Genomic DNA, 21204 nt, shown 5'->3' on the forward strand with positions numbered 1-21204 from the left:
AATTATATAAAACAAGAATCGAAACTATTTAGGTAATCGCACATAAAACGCGGCAGCTTGTTTACTCACCCATTCTGGTTCATCTAGAGTGAGATCGTGACCTGCCGTAGAGTGGCTAATTAATGGCCACTCAGCATGTTTAGAAAGTGCATTGCTGCATTGATGGCTGACTAGGCGATCGTTTGATGATCCAAGTAACATGACTGGTTGTTTAGGTTTATCAGTAAAGCGGAACATAGCGGATGTATACAGTTGATTGAATGCATTTTTTGCTGTTATGGGACACTCGTTTTTCCATTGCGTCCAATTTTTAATGACTTTCGCTTGTATTGGTTGGTTCGATGTCATGTTGAATATTAACGTTTCTTGTTGTTCTGATTGACTTAATAGCATACGAACAATGGTTAGGTATTGTCGCCAGTTCAAGCGTTGATAAAACGGAGACAGTGGTCGTACGCTGGTATTCATTAAAATGGCAGAGCGTATTTCAGCAGGAAAAAGCGTCATCCAGCTAATTGCAATCATTCCCCCCATTGAAAGAGCAATCAAATCAACGGGGGTGTCAGTAGTAAGCTTTAGGCGTAATTGAATACGTAAATCTTGTACCATTGCTGGAATACTTTTGGGTGATTGCAGTTTATGACGTTTTCCATTGCCAGCTAGATCGACACAGATTATTTGACGTTTAGGGAATTGCGTATTGAGTTGATTTAGAAAATCGCCCCAATGTCGCTGTTCGCGTAATAACCCTCGAATTAACACGATGGGATGTGTATTTAATGCATTCAACATTTTCATACTTACATTGCCCACTTCCTATTTCTTCACTTTAAATGTACTAGGTAGAACGATATCTAGTGCATTTTTTTTGCCATCATTAGGCGGTAGTCTTCACTGCCAATAATCCACGATGGTCGATTAATGATTTTAGCAATAATGAATGTTGGCAATATACAGATTAATAACGGTAGCGACTCATGGAGGTAAACTGAAGCCCGTGCTTTTTCATCAGATACGTAATTCAATACGGCAAGAACATCGAAAATAGCGCCTAGTAGTGCGAGAACCGAGAGAATGACGAGAATCAACCCAAGAAAATCGCGTAAATATACTTTGGAAGCGTCCATTTATAATACTCCTGTAATCATAGTGCATAATTATAGGTGATGATTTATCTTCACCCATTCCTTGTGGTGTTAAATATACGCCTAGAGGATAAGCACTAAATTGACTTACATCATACAAATGGATTGATTCAATTTGAAAAAACAAAAACGGCTTAACACCAAGATGTTAAGCCGTTTTTAAAGAAAGTGACAGATTCTGTATTAGAAGCTGTAGCGAGCACCTAGCTGGTAGCTCATTTCTTTTAGTTCGTTGTAATCACGGTGCATTAGGTTTGCTTCAATGCTCATGTGATCAGACACTTTAATGTTGTTGCCAAGGCGAACTTCGTACATTGTCTTGTCGTAATTAGCCATACGAACAGCTGGCTCAACAGTCCACTTGCTCATTAGCTGGTAACGTGCACCAACTTCACCTGTAATACCAGAGTCATCAACGCGACCCGTTACTGAAGTATTTGAGAAATTAAAGACCTCTAATTCTACTTCTGTACGAGAGTAACCCGCTAAACCGTATACGGTTAAGTCGTTATTGATTGGGTGAAAGTAACCTAAGCCTAATACGCTGTTAGAGATAGTAAGATCATCTTTAACGGTTGCGTCACCACGCGTTTCTACAAAGAAGTTGTCAGTGAAGTTCCAGCTACCACGAAGATACATACCAGCAGTATTGTCTGTTTTGCTGGTAGTCATAGTGGAAGCTGATGCTGATGAAATAAGGTCATGATTGTAAGTCGAAATCTGTAAACCACCTGAAACGTAGTTGAAATTTTGCGTCAGGTTTTGTTGTGTTGTTTCAGTCGTTTCCGCTTGTGCAGTAAAAGTTGTCGCTAAAAGAGTTGCAAGGGGAAGCAGCATGAATTTTTTCATTTTTAAATCCTAATTATATTTATGAAAACATATTAATTACTTAATGTTGTTCTTATGTTTTCAATGATGAGGATATTACCCCAGTAAAAAACATTGTGCAATAATTATTTGTACGGTGTTTTTTATTGGGATTGTTGAACATGCAGCTATGCGGGTAAGCTACATGTTTTCGTTAATGCAAATATCCATAATTAGAACTATAAGGCTGTGAGGTTTTTAGTTATTCGCCTTGAAGTACCCATCGAAATGCATCAGAGAATACTTTTTTACCATTTTCTGGAATAACTAAGCCGTGAGATAAGATTATACGATCGAAAGGCCAGGTAAGAATTTCTTGAATAGATTGGCGTAAGCGGGTCTTATCTTTGAATGATAATCGCCAATATAAAGGCATCGCTGGGCGGTAATAACATCCATTAATGAAGGCTAGTGCCAGTGTGAGTGGGTTGTGGGTATTGTGTAGCCACGCTAATGTATCGCCAACGATTAATGTTTTAGATTGTGGATCACAGAATACAATTTCTTCCATTGAATCACTGCCACGAACAATCGTTTGGAGTAATTGGTTTCGCCATAGATCGGGTGTTTTTGCGCCTAATGCATCATCGAATACTAAATCAGTTCTTTTTTGTTGTAAGCCCGGAGGGGCGAAAAAATACGCTTCAGGGTAGGCGAGCCACCATTCTGATAAAAACAAATGATGATTCATGTTGGGCGTGACGATTATTTGAATTTGCCCTAATTTCGTTAACTCTAATTGCAGTTGAGTGGTGAGTTGAACCGGAGAATGAATCAGCAATTTATCATTTTCTAGCTTGATCACAGTCATACGACTGCCTACAGGTATACCATTTACCTTCAGCGGCATATCGATGTACCAAATGCGATCTTTCGTCCATTCAATCATTGGTTATCCTTAACCAGTTAATGAGCGAGTGTATGAAAGATCATGCTTACAAACACTCGCTGAATGGGCTTTGTCGTGTAGTTTTTCTTTAAAAGCCCATTAGTTTAAGTAAGTTTTCTGCTGTATCTATTGCTTGCTGGCGATTTGCAATATTCAATTTCTGATACAAATTACGAATATGTGTTTTGATCGTTGTAGAAGCAACATCGAGTTCAGATGCAATTTGTTCGTTGCTAAAACCGGCGTAAATTAAGCCAAGCACTTGCCATTCTCGTTGAGTCAGTGGGCTTGTACGAATTAGCTCTGGTACATCCGGCAAGTTTAGAAGCTTTTCGACAAAGTTTTCATCAAAGTGTACTGAACGGTTACGTTCTTTGCTGGTCATTTCACGAAGAAGTTGCTGTACTCGATGAAGTTCTAATTCATTCAACTGCTTTGTATCAACTAATTCTTGCAGTAAATCACAAATTTCATTTGCATCACACAGAAAGTTACCGATCATGCCAGTACTGTTCGTCAGGATTAATGCCTGTTTTAGGTGTTCAAGAGCAATTTTGCGTTGGCCTTGTTTTTTACAAAGAATGGATTGTATAACAAGGTTACGATTACTATCCGTTATTAAGTTGTGTGCTTTACAATTATCCTCAAGCATAGCGAAGATTTCTTCTGCTTGATGGTAGTCTTCTAAAATGATGCTGGCACGGGCGATGTTTCGCCATTGTAATTGCTGGAAGTGGTTACAAGCGCCATCAGGACGTTCAGCTTGATGCAACCAGTTCGCGATATTGTCTTTTTCACCTTTTATCTGCCAGTAAAAAAGATTAGACAAATCGGTGTTTGCACGCCAATCAATATGATAATCAGCGCGTTCCATTAAGCTATTACACAATTCTAAATAACGTGCTGCTTTATCTATCTCACCACGACTAAGTGCAATACGTGCCAACATTGAGTAAGCATGCAATGACTTGGTGTCATCGAAAGGTGCGAGTACCTCTAAGCTTTTATGGGCACATTCTTCTGCTTCATCGAGTCGGTTCCAGCACCATAAAATCTGAGCGCGTAGGCGTAACAAAAATTCATGAAGAGGAACTTGTTGTAGATGTTGCTCTTTTACTAGGCGATAGGCTTGGTCGAGTAATTCAAATGCAGCTTGAACATAACCTTGAGCGACGAGAATTTCACTTTGTTGCAATAGAGCCCACAGGGCTTGATGATATACGTGGTACTGACGTGCCATCTTTTCTGTTTGCTGCATCATCGGCAATGCACGGCTGAGATTACCTAAACAGTGGTGTACTTCACCCACAACAGAGGTGGCAACAATGCGACTGCGGTATGTTGTTGAAGGCAACTGTCCTAATGCTTGTTCAGATAACACTAATGCATCTACTGGCTTACTTTGGTTGATGGCAACTTGAGCACGAAGTGCATTAAACTCACCTTGTAATCCATCGTCTAACACCAAATTACGTTGTTTCATTTCTTCTTCAGATTCAGCGATTAACTCACCAACATCATCATAGCGGTGCTGACTTTGTGCTAGCCAAGCGCGTAATAAGGTAAGGCGTGGTGCGCTGAACAGTTTTTCAGTACTTAGTGCAGAGATGGAATCTTCTAAGAGTTTTAATTCTCCGTGATGGTACATACTCCAGCCGTAATCAGTCAGGATCTCTATGGTGAGATCTTCATTTTTACTTTTCATTGCATGCATTAAAGCTTGTTGTGGACGGTTTTGTTTTAGCCATGCTTTTGCTGCATTGTTGTGTAACTTTGTTCGTTGCTGTGGAATTTGAGAGTAGCGCTGGTGGCGTAAAAATTCAGCGAAAAGGTTATGGAAGCGATACCAGTTATCAGCACCTTCAAGTGTATTTAAGAATAAACCAAAGCGGTTGAGTGATTCCAACATAGAGAGAGCATCGCTACGACCCGTTAAGTCAGATACTAATTCAGCATTGAAAATATCTAATACTGAACACTGTAATAAAAACTGTTGGGTTTCACGATCTAATTGGTCAAAGACTTCTTCTGCTAGGTAGTCCCACAAATGCCCTCGGTTAAAGTTTGCCATTGAAAGGGCAGACTCCGCCAGGTTATTCGGTTTTTGTTGGGCATGCAGTGCGATAAGTTGTAAAGCTGATGGCCAACCTTCGACTTGTTCTCGTAGTGAATTGAGTACTGTTGTTTCAATTTCTGAAGAGACCCGCTTGTGAAAAAAGCGTTCGGTCTCTTCTTGATCAAAAGCCAGTAAATTATTATCCACCTCAATCAGTAAATCACGCACTCGTAAATTTGCAGTGCCGAGTGGTGGTTGTGTACGGCTGGTAACCACTAATGTGACGCAATCTGGCATGTGCTTAAGGAAAAAGCGCATACCTTCATGGATCTCTTCATTATTGATCACATGGTAATCATCAAGAACTAAATACGTTTGTTCACCATAATCTGATAATTCACCAAATAATTCACTAAATAGCGTTGTTAAACACGCAAACTGGCGGCGTTCTGCCATTGCTTGGGTTTTTAAACAGGCATTATTTGTTGCTTTATTAATAGATTGCAGTAAATAGTTTGCAAACCTAAAGGTATCGTTATCACTTTCATCAACGTTAAACCATCCAGTATGTGAGTGGTTATTCAACCACTGCGCGGCCATTGTTGTTTTACCGTAACCGGCAGGCGAACGAAAAAGAACAAGGCGATAATAAGGCGCTTGATCGAGGCTTTCCAGCAATCGAGAACGAAGAATTGCATTATGAAGGCGTGCTGGTCGAGTAAGTTTCGAAGGTATCCACATAGTATTCTTTACGTCTTTTATAAGGGTTCAAGATCCGATTTGAAATCTTCCTTTGGTTACAAAGGAATAGTAAGTATGTGCTTTATGCTACTTGCTAATCAAAATCATGCAGTAAATGGGGACTACAATATTTGATCCTAACCATAACTTTACCTTTCTCATGGGTTTAAAGCGTCCTTCTATCGTCTCTCATCCCTAAAAATATGAACCACTTCACATAATATGCGTGTGACACAAAAAAATAAGAGGGTAGTTGCACATAAGTGTTTCATTCATAAGTGTGAACTAGGTTGCATGGTTAGCTTGTGATTATTCATCTACACCCTATTTTTATGGAGAGTGTCACAAAAAATCCCCGTTAATATTACCTACGCCCCTTCTACTCATCCCTCATACCCCAAAGTCAGGAGGATGTTTTTATGAATAAATACAGGCAACATAGATTCCAGTTGAAATAATCCTAGAGAGAGAATGAACCATGACTACACGTGGTCAAACACAACAATTTGATAAAGCTTTATTTAAAGCATCAGTAGAAAAACACTTAGTGACTACTTATGCGAAAACGCCAGAGACAGCAGATTCACGAAGCTGGTATCTAGCAGTAGGCAAAGCATTAGCTGAGATCAGCACCGGCAGCCTGCTAGAAACGGAAAAGCAAATTGCAGAACAAAATGTACGTAGTGTTAATTACCTTTCTTTAGAATTCTTGATTGGTCGCCTTACTGGTAACAACCTTATCAGCATGGGGTTATACGAAGAAGTGAGCGCAGCAGTAGAAGAGCTAGGGCTTAACTTAACAGATTTACTTGAAGAAGAACGTGATCCTGCATTAGGTAATGGTGGTCTTGGCCGTCTAGCCGCGTGTTTTATGGACTCTTTAGCAGCGCAAGAATACCCTGCTGTTGGTTACGGTCTTCATTACGAATACGGTTTATTTAGCCAATCTTTTGAAGGTGGACATCAAGTAGAAGTGCCAGATGCATGGCGCGGTATTGAGGGTTACCCTTGGGAAGTTGTTCGCCCTGAACTCGGCCAAACTGTTGGTCTGTTTGGTTCAGTTGAAACATACACAGATAAAGCGGGCACTAGTTGCCGCCGTTGGGTTCCAGCAATGACCGTTGAAGGTGTTGCATGGGATCTTCCTATTGTTGGTTACGACAATAAGAGCGTTTACCCTCTGCGTTTATGGGAATGTCGCTCACCAGCGCCATTCAATCTAGCTCGCTTTAACGATGGCGATTACGTTGGCGCACAATACGGCCAATTAGAAGCTGGTAACGTAACAAAAGTGCTTTACCCAAATGACAATCATGATCAGGGTAAAACATTGCGCTTAATGCAGCAGTATTTCCATTGCGCATGTTCTGTAGCAGATATTCTTCGTCGCCATTTTGCGGCTGGAAACAAAATTGAAGACCTTGCGAAACTTGAATCTATTCAGCTAAACGATACTCACCCAACAATTGCAATTCCTGAACTAATGCGAATCCTTATTGATGAGCACAAATTAGGTTGGGATGCGGCATGGGCAATTTCATCGAAAGTATTTGCTTACACTAACCATACATTATTGCCTGAAGCACTGGAAAGATGGAGCGAGTCTCTAATCGCAGATATGCTTCCGCGTCATATGGAAATTATTTTCGAAATTAACCACCGTTTCATGACGTTGGTTGAAGAGAAGTGGCCTGGTAACAACGAAATCAAACGTAAGCTTTCTATTATTGAAGAAGGCCAGCAGCGTATGGTTCGTATGGCAAACTTGTGTGTAGTCAGTACTTACGCTGTTAATGGCGTAGCGGCTCTGCACTCTGAGTTAGTTAAACGTGATTTATTCCCTGAATTCAACGAACTATTCCCAGGTCGTCTTCATAACGTTACAAACGGTGTTACACCACGTCGTTGGTTAAAGTTCTGTAACCCTGGCCTTACTGAGTTAGTGAATGAAAAAATCGGCACAGAATGGCCTGCAAAACTTGAGCAGTTGTCTGGTTTAGCTAAATTTGCGGAAGACAAGAAATTCCAGAAGCGTTACCTAGCAGTGAAGAAAGACAACAAGCAACGTTTTGCTGATTGGGTTCAAGACAACATGGGTATCGAGCTTGATACTAATGCAATCTTTGATGTTCAAATTAAACGTCTACACGAATATAAGCGTCAGCATTTGAATTTGCTTCATATTCTATCGCTTTACCATCGTTTGCTGAATGAACCTACGTTTGATATGCACCCACGTGTATTTATCTTTGCCGCGAAAGCAGCACCGGGTTATGCATTAGCAAAAGATATTATCTTTGCAATTAACAAAGTTGCAGACAAAGTAAATAACGATCCTCGCCTTGGCGGTAAGCTGAAAGTTGTATTCGTACCTGATTACCGTGTAAGCCTTGCGGAAATCATTATTCCTGCGGCTGACGTGTCTGAGCAGATATCAACAGCAGGTCTAGAAGCGTCGGGTACAGGTAACATGAAGCTTGCACTTAATGGTGCACTAACTATCGGTACGATGGACGGTGCAAACGTTGAGATCCGTGAAGAAGTGGGCGACGAAAACATCTTTATCTTCGGTTTACTGGTAGATGAAGTACTGAAACAAAAAGAAGAGGGTCACGACCCTTACCGCTACTACCACGCTGATAGCCTTCTACGTGCGTCGCTAGATTTATTGAATACAGACGAATTTACACCGGGCAACCCTGGTCAGTTATCGGCGATTCGCCAAAACTTACTGGACGGCGGTGACCCATATTTAGTGCTTGCTGATTTCGCAGACTACGTAAAAGCACATGAGAAAATTGATGCGGAATACCGTGATCAAGCAACATGGGCACGTAAAACGATTTTGAATACAGCACTTGTTGGTAAATTCAGTTCAGACCGTAGTATCCGTGACTACGTTAATAATATCTGGAAACTAAAAGCAGTCTCAGTTAAATAACTGCTTTAAACGGCAAGTGCCATCATTGGTACTTGCCGTAATCATTAACTTTCTTGCTTGTTGATGGCAGTTGCTAGTTAGCAAACAAAGGCATCGATATTTGGAAGTTAAGCGCCACTCTGTATTGGTATCAGCAAATTAAACATCGTAGCGGCATTAAGATCGCTATCGGAGAGAACGATGAAAGATGATCAAGTATTAAAACAAGTTGCAGAAATGGCTGGCCTAGCTGACAGTTATGTCAGTGCTTGGGGTGATGAAGCTCAAGTAGAAAACGAGACCTTACGTCGTTTATTATCTGCGCTTGGCTATGACACCAAAAATGATGATGCATTAATGGAATCTGCGCTAAAAAGACAGCGTCCAGATGTATTAGCACCTGTTAAGGTTGTTCGTAATGGCGAACCCATGCACATTACGTTACACCTAGGCGTAAGTGCACGAGCAAGTGATTTCAGCTGGAAACTTACTACCGAACAAGGTGTAGTAATGGAAGGTTGGTTACAGTCTCAACTTATTTCTGATGATCGTGAAAATGGCGGTCCTCTTGTTTTTGCATTACCTGATGATTTGGCGTGGGGCTACCATAAATTAGAAGTTTTCCGCAAACGCCGTAAGTCTCCATTTGAAATGACATTGATCGTAACTCCAACGTCTTGTTATAAGCAGCAAGCGCTGCTGGATGATAAGAAGCTTTGGGGCACCAGTGTTCAGCTTTATTCTGTTCGTACCAACCATAACTGGGGTATTGGTGACTTTGGCGATCTAAAACAATTAGTGGCTGATATTGCGGCTCGAGGTGGTGATTTTGTGGGTCTTAACCCCATTCACTCACTGTTTCCTGCGAACCCAGAAGGTGCAAGCCCATATAGCCCATCTTCACGACGTTGGTTAAACTTGATGTACATTGACGTTAGCTCAGTATCTGAGTTTGCCCAATGTGACGCAGCCCAACAGCTTGTTGGTAGTACTGAGTTCCAACAACGTTTAGTGGAAGCGCGTAATACTAATTGGGTGAATTATAGCGAAGTGTCTTGCTTAAAGATGGCAGTACTTCCGTTACTATTTGATACTTTTAGTGAGCGTCACTTAGATAATAATACAGAACGTGCAAAACAATTCTTACAGTTTGTTGAAGAGGGCGGTGAGAGCTTACTTCATCAAGCGGCATTTGATGCATTGCATGCAGATCTTAAGAAGAAAGATGATAATGCTTGGGGCTGGCCTGTATTCCCAGAAGAGTACCGTCATTTCGATAATGCAGCAGTTAAAACTTATATCAAAGATAACGCTAAACAAGTTCAGTTATACATGTACTTACAATGGCTAGCAGACACTCAGCTTGCTGAAGTGAACGAGTTAGCTGAAGAGAAAGGCATGGCAATGGGTCTATACCGTGACCTTGCCGTTGGCGTTTGTGATTCTGGTGCTGAAACATGGGCTGACCATGGTGCGCTTTGTCAAGATGTTAGTGTTGGCGCGCCACCTGATATTTTGGGTCCATTGGGTCAAAATTGGGGCTTACCGCCGCTAAACCCAGAAGCATTAAAAGAAACAGCTTACGAACCTTACATCCAGTTATTACGTGCAAATATGCGTAACTGTGGTGCACTACGAATTGACCACGTTTTAGGCTTGTTACGCCTTTGGTGGATTCCGAAAGGTGAATTAGCAACGCAAGGTGCTTACATGTACTACCCAGTAGATGACATGATGGCAATCTTAGCATTAGAGAGTCACCGTTTTCAGTGTACTGTCATCGGTGAAGATTTGGGTACAGTGCCAGATGAAATTATAGGCAAACTGTCAACTGCTGGTATTCACTCATACAAAGTATTCTTTTTCGAAACAGCTGAAGATGGTGGTTTCTATTCTCCGGCTCATTATCCATCACAATCTATGGCGGCATTATGTACGCATGATATGCCAACACTTCGTGGTTTCTGGCATTGTGATGACTTGAAAATGGGTGAAGAATTAGGGCTTTACCCAGATAAAGAGCAACTTGCGGGATTATTTGCAAGTCGTGCTGAAAGTAAGCAAAAAATCCTTGATAGTTTAGACTGGCATGGTTATCTTCCTGAAGGGGTAGGTCACGATGCGAGTTATGTTCCAATGGATCTGCACCTTAGTGAAGGTATGCAGATGCATTTGGCTGCTAGTTCGAGTGCATTGCTGAGCCTACAATTGGAAGACTGGTTGGAAATGGATAAGCCAGTCAACATTCCTGGTACAGTTGATGAATACCCTAACTGGCGTCGTAAGCTTTCTACAACATTAGACGATTTATTTACACGTCAAGATATTATTGATCTAACTCGTCGTTTAACAGACGCACGAGGAAAAGCAAGCCAGAAAAAATAATCAGGAGTAGTGCGTTGGACACGATCAAAGTGACACGCAGTGAAAAGGAATATATGCAGCTCGAAAGGGCTGCTTTTTCGGACCCGTTTTCGTTTTTAGGCCCACAGTATCAGTCAAAAGGCATCGCACTTCGTGTGTGGATGCCAGGGGCTGTTTCTATGGTAGTTGAAATTGAAAATGGTGAGAAATTTCCTCTTACACGCGAAGGTAAAAGTGGTTTCGTTTTAACAAGTAAGATGGATCTTACCGCTGCAGTATATAAGCTACATATAAGCTGGCCGACTGGCGAGCAAACAATTCATGACCCGTACCAGTTTCATGGGTTTATGCCTTCAGGTGATGCACTCGTATCGCCATCGAAAATGCATAGCGAGATGGGTGCACAGCTGCTCTCCCTTAATAAAGGTGGTCAGCCAATATCTGGTGTACGTTTTCTTACTTATGCACCGAATGCATCAGCAGTCAGTGTTATTGGTGAATTCAATGCTTGGGATGGCCGTCGTCACCCTATGCAACGTTTGGATGATGGCCTGTGGGGCTTATTTATTCCAGATTTAGACGATGGCACTCAATATAAATTTGAATTAAAAGATAGTTCAGGAAATAGCTTACCGCATAAAGCTGATCCTTGGGGCTACTCATCAGAACAGTACCCATCTTTTACCTCTATCGTTTACGATCAGTCTCGTTACCAATGGCAAGATAAAGCATGGCAAACACGTCCTGTTAGTGTGAAGCATCAAGAAGCATTGTCTTTTTATGAGCTTCATGCGGGCTCATGGCGTAGAAATGAGCAGGGCGATTTTCTAACATATCGTGAGCTTGCAGAACAACTGATCCCTTATTTATCAGAGATGGGTTATACCCACCTTGAATTAATGCCAGTTTCAGAACATCCGTTCTATGGTTCATGGGGTTATCAGCCTATTGGTTTGTTCTCACCAACAAGTCGATTTGGTACACCTGATGATTTTAAATACTTCGTTGATCAATGCCACTTAGCGGGTATCGGTGTCGTACTTGATTGGGTACCAGCTCATTTCCCTTCTGATGATCACGGTCTTGCTAATTTTGATGGCACAGCATTATTTAACGACCCAGATCCTCGTCGTGGTTGGCATCAAGATTGGAAGAGCTACATCTATGATTACGGTCGCGATCATGTACGCCGCTTCCTAGTATCGAATGCATTGTTTTGGTTCGAGCATTATCATATTGATGGTTTGCGTGTTGATGCTGTGGCATCTATGTTGTATCTCGATTATTCCCGTGAGCACGATCAGTGGATTCCAAATCACGACGGTGGTAACCAGAATTACGATGCAATCAGCTTGCTACGTTGGATGAATGAAGAAGTGTATTCTCATTATCCAAATGCGATGACCATTGCTGAAGAATCAACGGCATTCTCTGGTGTTTCTCGTCCTACTGATATGGGCGGTTTAGGCTTCGGCTTTAAGTGGAATATGGGGTGGATGCACGACAGCCTTTCTTATATTCAAGAAGAGCCTGTGCACCGTAAATTCCATCATAATACGATTACCTTCCCGCTGATTTATGCATTTAGCGAGAACTATGTACTGTCTTTATCTCACGATGAAGTGGTTTACGGTAAAGGTTCGCTATTAGATAAAATGCCAGGCGATGAATGGCAAAAAAGTGCTAATTTGCGTACATACATGGGTTACATGTATGGCCAGCCAGGTAAGAAACTGAATTTCATGGGTGCTGAAATAGCTCAAAGTGCCGAATGGTCACATGATGGTCAACTAGAATGGCACTGGTTAGAGTACCCTCGCCATTATGGCATGAAAAAGCTTGTCAGTGATTTGAACCATTTGTACCAAGATTTGCCAGCATTACATGAACTCGATTGTTCGCCTGAAGGGTTTGAATGGCGTGTTCAAGATGATGCTGAAACCAGTGTGTTAGCGCATGAGCGATTTGCACTGAATGGCGATAAAGTACTCGTTATTTCTAATTTCACACCTGTTCCTCGTGAAGGCTACACCTTAGGTGTACCTGCAGAGGGTGAGTATGAATTATTGCTTAATACTGATGCTGAAAAATATTGGGGTAGTGGTACACCAATACAGCAAACAGTGAAAACGCAGTTGTTAGAAAAACACGGTTTGGCACAATCTATTTCGTTGGATCTACCGCCATTATCAACGGTATTTTTAGCATTTAAAAAACACGCATAAAACGTGTGTATGGTATGAATGTGTAAAAAAAAACAGCACTGAATACCTAGTTGCTTAGCAACTTGTTGCATTTGATTCGTTAATTTTCAATAAGTTGCTGAGTAATAATGCAATAAAAAACACGTTGAGTATTGAGAAAAAAAAGCCTGTGATCATGTATCACAGGCTTTTTTTTGCTTAATTAATAGATTAAATACATGTTTCTTCTGTAAATACTAATCAGTGTCATTTTTTTGTCATTTCAGCAATGGTACGCTGAGGTTATGCGATTGTAATCACATATTTTAGATATAATAATCATTTTGTTGCATATAAAATAATAAGAGAAAAAAAATGACAAAATCTTCAAAAGAAACAATACATGAAGAGTTGGATAAAGAAGTTGATTATTCAGAAGGGATTAATCTGATATCAACTACAGATCCGGATAGTAATATTACTATCCGGATCAGCATTTTTGTGATGTTGCAGGGTATAGCGTAGAGGAAATGGATGGAAAGGCGCATAACTTAGTCAGGCATAGTGATATGCCGAAACAGGCGTTTGCTCAACTTTGGCAGTACATAAAGTCGGGTAAAAGTTGGATGGGGGTAGTAAAGAATCGTTGTAAAAATGGTAGTTATTACTGGGTTTCAGCATTTGTAACACCGATCACCAATGACAAAGGTGAGGTTGTTGAGTTTCAATCTGTACGTAGTCGACCCGATCAGGCTAGTGTCAGTCGTGCGACTCAACTCTATAAGCAATTGAATTCTGGCAAGAAGCCTACCACGTCACGCCCTCGTTTTGCACAAACCCTTTTAATTCCATGTCTTCTTTCTGTCGCTTTTGCATTGGCGATGGTACAAATATTGATGTCTGGCGTAAATATCATTTCTATCGCGATGCTTTTGGTTATCGCCTTAGCGACTGTGATCAGTGTTCAGCTGTCTCAACGTTATAAAAAATTAACGGATATGGCAAAAGAGGCTTACGATAATCCATTAATGGAATATGTCTACACGGGTAAAAAAGATGATGTATCTGTTGTTGAGTTAGCATTACGTATGCGCCAAGCAGAGCTGCGAGCTATCGTTGGACGTGCCAGTGAAACGTCGGGTGATATTCTTATTTCTGCTGAGGATGAGTTTGGTAACACGCAACAAATGCAGACCAATCTTGAACAACAAATGGCGGCAACAGAGCAAGTAAGTGTTGCGATGGGACAAATGTCTTCATCTATCCGAGAAGTGGCAGAAAGCGCAGCACAAGCATCGACGATTACCTCTGAAGCACAGCAGATGTCGTTAGAAGGACAACAGAGTGTTGAAACGACTATTAACTCTGTACATGCATTGCATCAAGAGTTAGATAACTCCAAGCAAGTCATTAATGCATTATCGGATAGCAGTAAACAAATTGAAGGCATTATGGATGTGATTGGCTCGATTGCCGATCAAACTAACCTATTGGCACTGAACGCTGCGATTGAAGCGGCGCGTGCTGGTGATGCCGGACGCGGCTTTGCGGTGGTTGCTGATGAGGTGCGTTCGTTAGCGCAAAAAACTCAATCATCTACGGGTGAAATTCAGCAGATGATTGCACGGCTACAACAAACAGCGAGCCAAGCGGTCGATGCTGTTGAGCGTGGCGGTGCATTGTCGAAACAATGTAATGATCAGGCAGCAGAAACGGGCACCTTATTAGAGCAGATTAACGAGGTGCTTAACCTAGTTACAGATAGTAGCCATCAAATAGCCTCGGCAGTGGAAGAGCAAGCGGGTGTCAGCGATGAGATCTCACGCAATGTTGAAAACATCAACGAACTAACGGTCGCAACGTCAAAAACCAGTAATTATTCTGTAGAGAATACCCGTATGCTGGTGGACCGGCTGGAAACAATGAAGCGCTTGATGGATCAATTTCAACGTATATAAACGGCGTCAGACATAAACTCCCTTACATTATCGTATTTCTCATTATGTAGGATATAAACCGATAAATTATTACGCCATTGATTATCGTTATTAAGTGATCATCAATGGCGCTTTCGTCTCTATCCCTTCCCGGTTAGTTTTCTATAAGTACTACTTAACGACTTAATAGCTATTATTTGCACGCTGTTCACAATTAACTGTACAGTGTGCATTATCATTCGGTATACTTTGACAGAATTTTCAGGAGTTGTTAGTTCGCATAACTGCTGGCTTGAGTGTTTAAGTCAGTAACGGTTCATTCAAGGTGAACATTAATGTGTAACTTGCCCTTAATTGACAAAAGAAGATTAGATATTTTGAATGTAATGGTTGAAAAGAAGAGCGGTTATTTGCGTGCGTTGCCTAAAATTGCAGACGATTTATACCCAGGAAGTACTGGATGGCGCAGAATTAAAAAGAATGCGCGTTTCTGTTTGTGGGGGATAATGAATGCAAATACGATGAAATCAATGATGACATTATTTGATAATGAAAAATTATCACCAGTGTTGAAATCTAATCCTCGTATTTTAGAAAAACCCTTGAAGCCGTACTTATGTGTTAATTGGAGTCGCGCCGAACGTGTAACACATATTCAAGATCACTTTAATTTTTGTCAGCATATTTTTGGCTCTAATTTATCAAGGATTTATGAAAACGTAGGCCTAACCATTTTGTCGTTTGAGGACTCCAAAGGTGGCTCTTACCATGTAAAGTTATGTGCAGGTGGAAGCCGGGAAGGGTCTTTAGGCTTGCAACTAATAGATGCACAAAATCGTACGATCTATTCATTAAGTTGCCATGTGTCGACACAGCCTAAAACCATTTTTTATATTGGTTCAGTGCAAGGACCAAGTGATGATATTGAAGATCGTAATGATGTGATCAAGTTGCTGACGCGCTCGGTGCATGGCTTACGAACCAAGGCATTGATGTTAGAGATAGCGTTGATGTTGGCGAAAAGCCTAGACGTTGATGAGGTTCATGGAATCTCTAATAAAGCACATATCTACCAAGCGTTGCGCTATGTGGGTTCAAAACGTAAATCGGTGACATTTGATTACAATGATCTATGGGAAGAATATGGTGCTGAAGTACTGAACAAATATTTCTATAAGATACCACTTCAGCCATTGCGCAAAGATCCAACGACATTAAAGAAAACCAAACGTCGTTTGTATGTAAAACGTTATCAGTGGTTGGAAGATAGCGAACAGACTGTCATGAAAAGTTTATGTGCTCTGAGTACTAATCTTGATTTTATTGCCCGTTTAACGTCGATGATTAAAACTGAAGAACCTCACATTGAGGATGCACAGGGCAATACAAAGTGTGACACTGCAAAGGTTACAACATTGATCAGTGTTTCGGTAAAGCCGGACATGATTAAGAAAGATATAACTAAGATGTCGACGAATGTTGCCTAGTGTATAGTCGTTTCACTTTCCCATAAACGTGCACTATCCAGTCGAAATTTCACTCTAACTTTGGTGAGCTTGAGAGATTTTTTGTTTCCATGATGGAGCCTTGACTCGCAGGCTCCAGAATTGATCATATTTATTGCTAAGTCTAAGAGGCGTGCTAGTTTTAATAGTAATAGTTGATCAACAAAATGTCGGAGAGAAACAACATGAGTGAAAATAAACAGGCATTATGGGAGCTAGAATACAGACTTGAACATCATCCCGACATTTTTAAGAAAATTGACTATATCCAGTTAATTGATTTAAGTCAGAAAATAAAGCTAGGCGCCAGCAAAAAAATAGACGACCCTGATCTTACTCCATCTGATATAAAAAAAACTTTCGATGCCTTTAAGGTATGTCTAGAGTTGGCGGTTATTGTAAAAGAGTCTGAAATTGCTACAATTTTACTTGAGCAATCAGTAAATATTAAGAAAGTTCTCGAAGGTTACTCCATTCCGGAAATTGATGCGCAAATCATTTCAAAAGATGAGCTCAAAGAGCTCGTAGAGTTTGCGGAATCAAAAGATTTAATGGAGATGCTATTAGATATAAATAAAGATAGCCTTAATGAGAAGAAGTTAGAATCATATTTAAAAATTAACTACGATGATCCGGATATAACTCCGGATAGAAATAAGCTAACTCCTGACGAACGCAGCCGTAGACTGATGGCACTTCTAATAATGAATAAAGCTCTATCAAGTGGGTTACTGACCTGTGGAAATATTGGTTTAGGGGCACTTTCTGGTATTCTTTCAACCATTCCAACGCTGACAAATCCAACTTTCCCACTTATTCCCGGCTTAATCACTTCCACTTATACTGGTATAAACGGAATACTGTCAGCCCTTGAAGACCTAAACAATTTGCCATAAGAGAGAAACCTTTCATCTGCCATAAGTTTATAGCTTCATTGTCAAATAAATCACTAATGCTAAGCCATTCTTTACTTAACCCTGTAAAAATGGCAATAAAAAAGCGAACCTTTCGGTTCGCTTTTTTGTTATCAGTCAGTCTTCAACGTAATTATCGGTTTCCAACGTGACGATCCATGATCAGCAGATCATTAATCTTCGATGTAGCTGTCGATGCTTGGGCAAGAACAAATTAAGTTACGGTCACCGAATACGTTATCAACGCGATTCACTGTTGGCCAGTACTTAGATGCTCGAGTGTGATCTGATGGGAAGCAAGCAATTTCGCGACTGTAAGCACGGTTCCACTCAGTTTCCATTAGGTCTGCTTGTGTGTGTGGTGCATGTACCAACGGGTTGTCGTCGATTGGCCATTCACCTTCTTGAACGCGTGCAATTTCTTGACGAATTGCAATCATCGCATCGCAGAAACGATCAAGCTCAGCTAAATCTTCAGATTCGGTCGGTTCAATCATTAGCGTACCAGCAACAGGGAAAGACATGGTTGGCGCATGGAAACCGTAATCCATTAAGCGCTTCGCTACATCTTCTTCAGAAATGCCAGAGGCTTCTTTTAGTGGGCGAATGTCGATAATACATTCGTGAGCAATACGGCCTTCAGTACCACGGTAAAGAACAGGGTAGTGTGGACGTAGGCGTTCCATTACGTAGTTAGCGTTCAAGATAGCAAGCTTCGTTGCTTCAGTAAGGCCTTCTTCACCCATCATCGCGATGTAAGCGTATGAGATCGGAAGAATAGAAGCTGAACCTAGCTCTGCTGCAGAAACAGCGTACTGCTGGCCTTCATCAGCAGTCGATTGAACGTGACCAGGAAGGAAAGGTGCTAGGTGCGATTTAACACCGATAGGACCCATGCCCGGACCGCCACCACCGTGTGGAATACAGAATGTTTTGTGTAGGTTTAGGTGCGAAACATCTGAACCGATAAAGCCAGGGTTAGTTAAACCAACCTGTGCGTTCATGTTTGCGCCATCAAGATAAACCTGACCGCCAGCATCGTGTACAAGGTCACAGACTTCACGTACTGCTTCTTCGTATACACCGTGTGTAGAAGGGTATGTGATCATGATGCATGATAGGTTATCACGGTGTTTTTCGATCTTAACTTTCAGATCTTCAACATCGACGTTGCCTTTTTCATCACAACCTACAACCACAACTTTCATTGATACCATTGCTGCTGATGCAGGGTTAGTACCGTGCGCAGAACTTGGAATCAAACAAACATTACGGTGGCTGTCGCCATTGTGCTGGTGGTAACGTTGAATCGCGATTAGACCCGCATATTCACCCTGTGCGCCAGAGTTTGGCTGTAGAGAGAATGCATCGTAGCCTGTTACAGAACACAGCATTTCAGAAAGCTTAGAGGCAAGCTCTTGATAGCCTTTAGTTTGATCAACTGGTGCGAATGGGTGTAATGAACCGAATTCAGGCCAAGTGATAGGAATCATCTCTGCTGCTGCATTCAATTTCATTGTACAGCTGCCTAGCGGAATCATGCCGTGTGTCAGCGAGTAGTCTTTGTTTTCAAGCTTCTTCATGTAACGCATCATTTGCGTTTCACTGTGGTGCTCGTTGAAAACAGGGTGTGTTAGATACTTACTTGTACGGCGGCAGCTTTCTGGAATTGCAGCAAATTCGTCAGCAGCAATATCTGCTGTGAACATTGATGCTTTTAATTCGTTGCCAGTAAAGATAGCCAATAGCTCTTCAACGTCAGAAACCTTGGTGGTTTCATCTAGGCTGATACCTAGTTGAACGTCAAACTTACGCAGGTTGATACCAGCAGTTAGTGCTTTTTTGTAGAAATCGTCAGTTTTCTTGCCAGTGTTAAGCGTAATTGTATCGAAGAATGTATCACTTGCTAGTTCGATACCTGAATTACGTAAACCAGCAGCAAGAATTGCTGTTAGGTGATGAACACGACGGCCAATTTTACGAAGACCTTCAGGGCCGTGGTACAAGGCATAGAATGCAGCCATATTGGCTAATAGGGCCTGTGCGGTACAGATGTTCGATGTCGCTTTTTCACGACGAATGTGTTGCTCACGCGTTTGCATTGCCATACGAAGAGATTGGTTGCCTCTCGCATCTTTAGAAACACCGATTACACGGCCTGGCATAGTACGCTTGTGCTTGTCTTTCGTTGCCATGAAACCAGCGTGTGGACCGCCGAATCCCATTGGTACACCGAAGCGCTGTGCACTACCAATCACTACGTCTGCGCCCATTTCACCAGGTGCTTTAAGCAGTGTTAGTGCTAATAGATCAGATGCAACAGCAACTAGTGTTTTTTTCGCGTGTGCTTTTTCAATGATATCTGTTAAATCAGTGATTGAACCTGTTGTACCTGGGTATTGTACTAAAGCACCAAATACATCGTGGTTATCCAGTTCTTCAACTGAACCCGTGATGATTTCAATACCAATATATTCTGCACGTGTGCGAACAACATCAACCGTTTGAGGGTGTAGGTCGTTAGAAACAAAGAAGGCTTTGCTTTTACTCTTACCTGCACGCAGACACAGTGTCATTGCTTCTGCTGCTGCTGTTGCTTCATCAAGCAAAGAGGCGTTTGCCAGTTCCATGCTTGTAAGGTCCATAATCATCTGCTGGTAGTTAAGCAGAGATTCAAGGCGACCTTGAGAGATTTCTGGCTGGTAAGGTGTGTACGCAGTGTACCAACCTGGATTTTCAAGCACGTTACGAAGCACAACATTTGGCGTTAGGTTGTTATAGTAACCTTGACCGATATAGCTACGATTAATGATGTTCTTACTTGCAATCGCTTTAAGAGAAGTCAGCATGTCTGCTTCACTTTGTGCTGGATCCAGCTTCATAGGTTCTGGCAGACGAATATCCGCTGGAACTGTTTGTGCTATTAGCTGCTCAACGCTTTCTGCAGAAATTGTTTTCAGCATAATGTCTTGCTGTGCAGCATTAGGGCCATTGTGGCGACCCGCAAAATCTTGGTCGTCGCTTAAAGCATTTAGAAGAGTCATGTCGGTCATGGTTCTTTCCTGAACAGTTGCTACCAATTACATCCATTGTGATTCAATGATCTGACGTAATTGCTATAAGTCATCGGAGTATTACTTAAAACGGCTTTTGATTGGTATCTGTAGAAGCAAGTGTCTAGAAGAAGACATTGTTCAACCAAAAGCCGAGATTTACCTAGTTTGTCAAAAGGTACTTAGATTTCGATAGAAACCTTAGTCTTCGATAGATTCTAAGTATTTGTCACCAGCAGTAAGCTTAGTCAGCTCTTCAACGTCGCTGATCTTAATTTTAGCAATCCAGCCGCCTTCGTACGGTTCTTCGTTTACAAGCTCTGGACTATCTTCTAGCTCTTCGTTGATTTCAACAATTTCACCAGTAACAGGAGCGTAAATATCAGATGCCGCTTTTACTGATTCAACAAGAGAGAATGTTTCGCCTGCTTCAACTGAATCACCAACTTCTGGAAGATCCACAAAAACCACGTCGCCTAAAAGACCTTGAGCGTGGTTAGAAATGCCCATGGTGATAGTGCCGTCACCGTTATCACGAACCCACTCATGGCTTTCAGCAAACTTAAGTGTATTTTCCATTTTAAACTCCTTGCGTAAATGTTCCGCAGATAATGTTTGTTATAAAAGCGT

The 21204-nt window shown here is 41.5% G+C and carries 12 protein-coding genes and 1 pseudogene; 6 read left to right on the plus strand and 7 right to left on the minus strand.

Annotation, left to right across the window (positions count from 1 at the left end; all coding sequences use genetic code 11):
• Window positions 1-24: 24 nt before the first annotated feature.
• From C9J47_RS04215 to malT, 5 genes are all read right to left on the minus strand, one after another.
• The gene (locus tag C9J47_RS04215) at window positions 25-798 is read right to left on the minus strand and encodes an alpha/beta fold hydrolase (RefSeq protein WP_107252384.1); all 774 of its coding nucleotides are present in this window, start codon (window positions 796-798) and stop codon (window positions 25-27) included.
• 56 nt (window positions 799-854) lie between these two features.
• Entirely contained in the window at window positions 855-1127 is a 273-nt protein-coding gene (locus C9J47_RS04220) for a D-fructose-6-phosphate amidotransferase (RefSeq protein ID WP_107252385.1), read from the minus strand.
• 201 nt (window positions 1128-1328) lie between these two features.
• A complete protein-coding gene (locus tag C9J47_RS04225) occupies window positions 1329-1994 on the minus strand; it encodes an outer membrane beta-barrel protein (protein ID WP_107252386.1) in 666 nt (221 codons plus the stop codon).
• 220 nt (window positions 1995-2214) lie between these two features.
• Window positions 2215-2901, minus strand: a complete 687-nt coding sequence (locus C9J47_RS04230) for a DUF4336 domain-containing protein (protein ID WP_107252387.1) — start codon at window positions 2899-2901, stop codon at window positions 2215-2217.
• A gap of 88 nt (window positions 2902-2989) precedes the next feature.
• On the minus strand, window positions 2990-5698 hold the full coding sequence (gene malT, locus C9J47_RS04235; protein ID WP_107252388.1) for an HTH-type transcriptional regulator MalT: 2709 nt from the start codon (window positions 5696-5698) through the stop codon (window positions 2990-2992).
• 478 nt (window positions 5699-6176) lie between these two features.
• Between malT and C9J47_RS04240 the strand changes: the two genes are divergently transcribed.
• The 6 genes and pseudogenes from C9J47_RS04240 to C9J47_RS04265 all read left to right on the plus strand — a co-directional run bounded on the left by C9J47_RS04240 (window position 6177) and on the right by C9J47_RS04265 (window position 17503).
• Window positions 6177-8639: a glycogen/starch/alpha-glucan phosphorylase gene (locus tag C9J47_RS04240; protein ID WP_107252389.1), complete on the plus strand. Its 2463-nt coding sequence runs from the start codon at window positions 6177-6179 to the stop codon at window positions 8637-8639.
• A 180-nt stretch (window positions 8640-8819) separates the two neighbouring features.
• Window positions 8820-11003, plus strand: coding sequence for a 4-alpha-glucanotransferase (malQ, locus tag C9J47_RS04245; protein WP_107252390.1), 2184 nt, complete (start codon window positions 8820-8822; stop codon window positions 11001-11003).
• A gap of 53 nt (window positions 11004-11056) precedes the next feature.
• Entirely contained in the window at window positions 11057-13207 is a 2151-nt protein-coding gene (gene glgB / locus C9J47_RS04250) for a 1,4-alpha-glucan branching protein GlgB (RefSeq protein ID WP_107252391.1), read from the plus strand.
• A gap of 333 nt (window positions 13208-13540) precedes the next feature.
• A pseudogene (locus tag C9J47_RS04255) lies at window positions 13541-15123 on the plus strand (methyl-accepting chemotaxis protein).
• A gap of 314 nt (window positions 15124-15437) precedes the next feature.
• The gene (locus tag C9J47_RS04260; RefSeq protein WP_107252392.1) at window positions 15438-16589 is read left to right on the plus strand and encodes a VirK/YbjX family protein; all 1152 of its coding nucleotides are present in this window, start codon (window positions 15438-15440) and stop codon (window positions 16587-16589) included.
• A 203-nt stretch (window positions 16590-16792) separates the two neighbouring features.
• Window positions 16793-17503: a hypothetical protein gene (locus C9J47_RS04265; protein ID WP_107252393.1), complete on the plus strand. Its 711-nt coding sequence runs from the start codon at window positions 16793-16795 to the stop codon at window positions 17501-17503.
• Window positions 17504-17694: 191 nt separating this feature from the next.
• Here the strand turns inward: C9J47_RS04265 and gcvP are convergent, their stop codons facing one another.
• A complete protein-coding gene (gcvP, locus tag C9J47_RS04270; RefSeq protein WP_107252394.1) occupies window positions 17695-20574 on the minus strand; it encodes an aminomethyl-transferring glycine dehydrogenase in 2880 nt (959 codons plus the stop codon).
• Between the two features lie 201 nt (window positions 20575-20775).
• A complete protein-coding gene (gene gcvH, locus C9J47_RS04275) occupies window positions 20776-21153 on the minus strand; it encodes a glycine cleavage system protein GcvH (protein ID WP_011221375.1) in 378 nt (125 codons plus the stop codon).
• Window positions 21154-21204 lie beyond the last annotated feature (51 nt).

The organism is Photobacterium indicum (assembly GCF_003026215.1).
Taxonomy (GTDB): Bacteria; Pseudomonadota; Gammaproteobacteria; order Enterobacterales; family Vibrionaceae; genus Photobacterium; species Photobacterium indicum.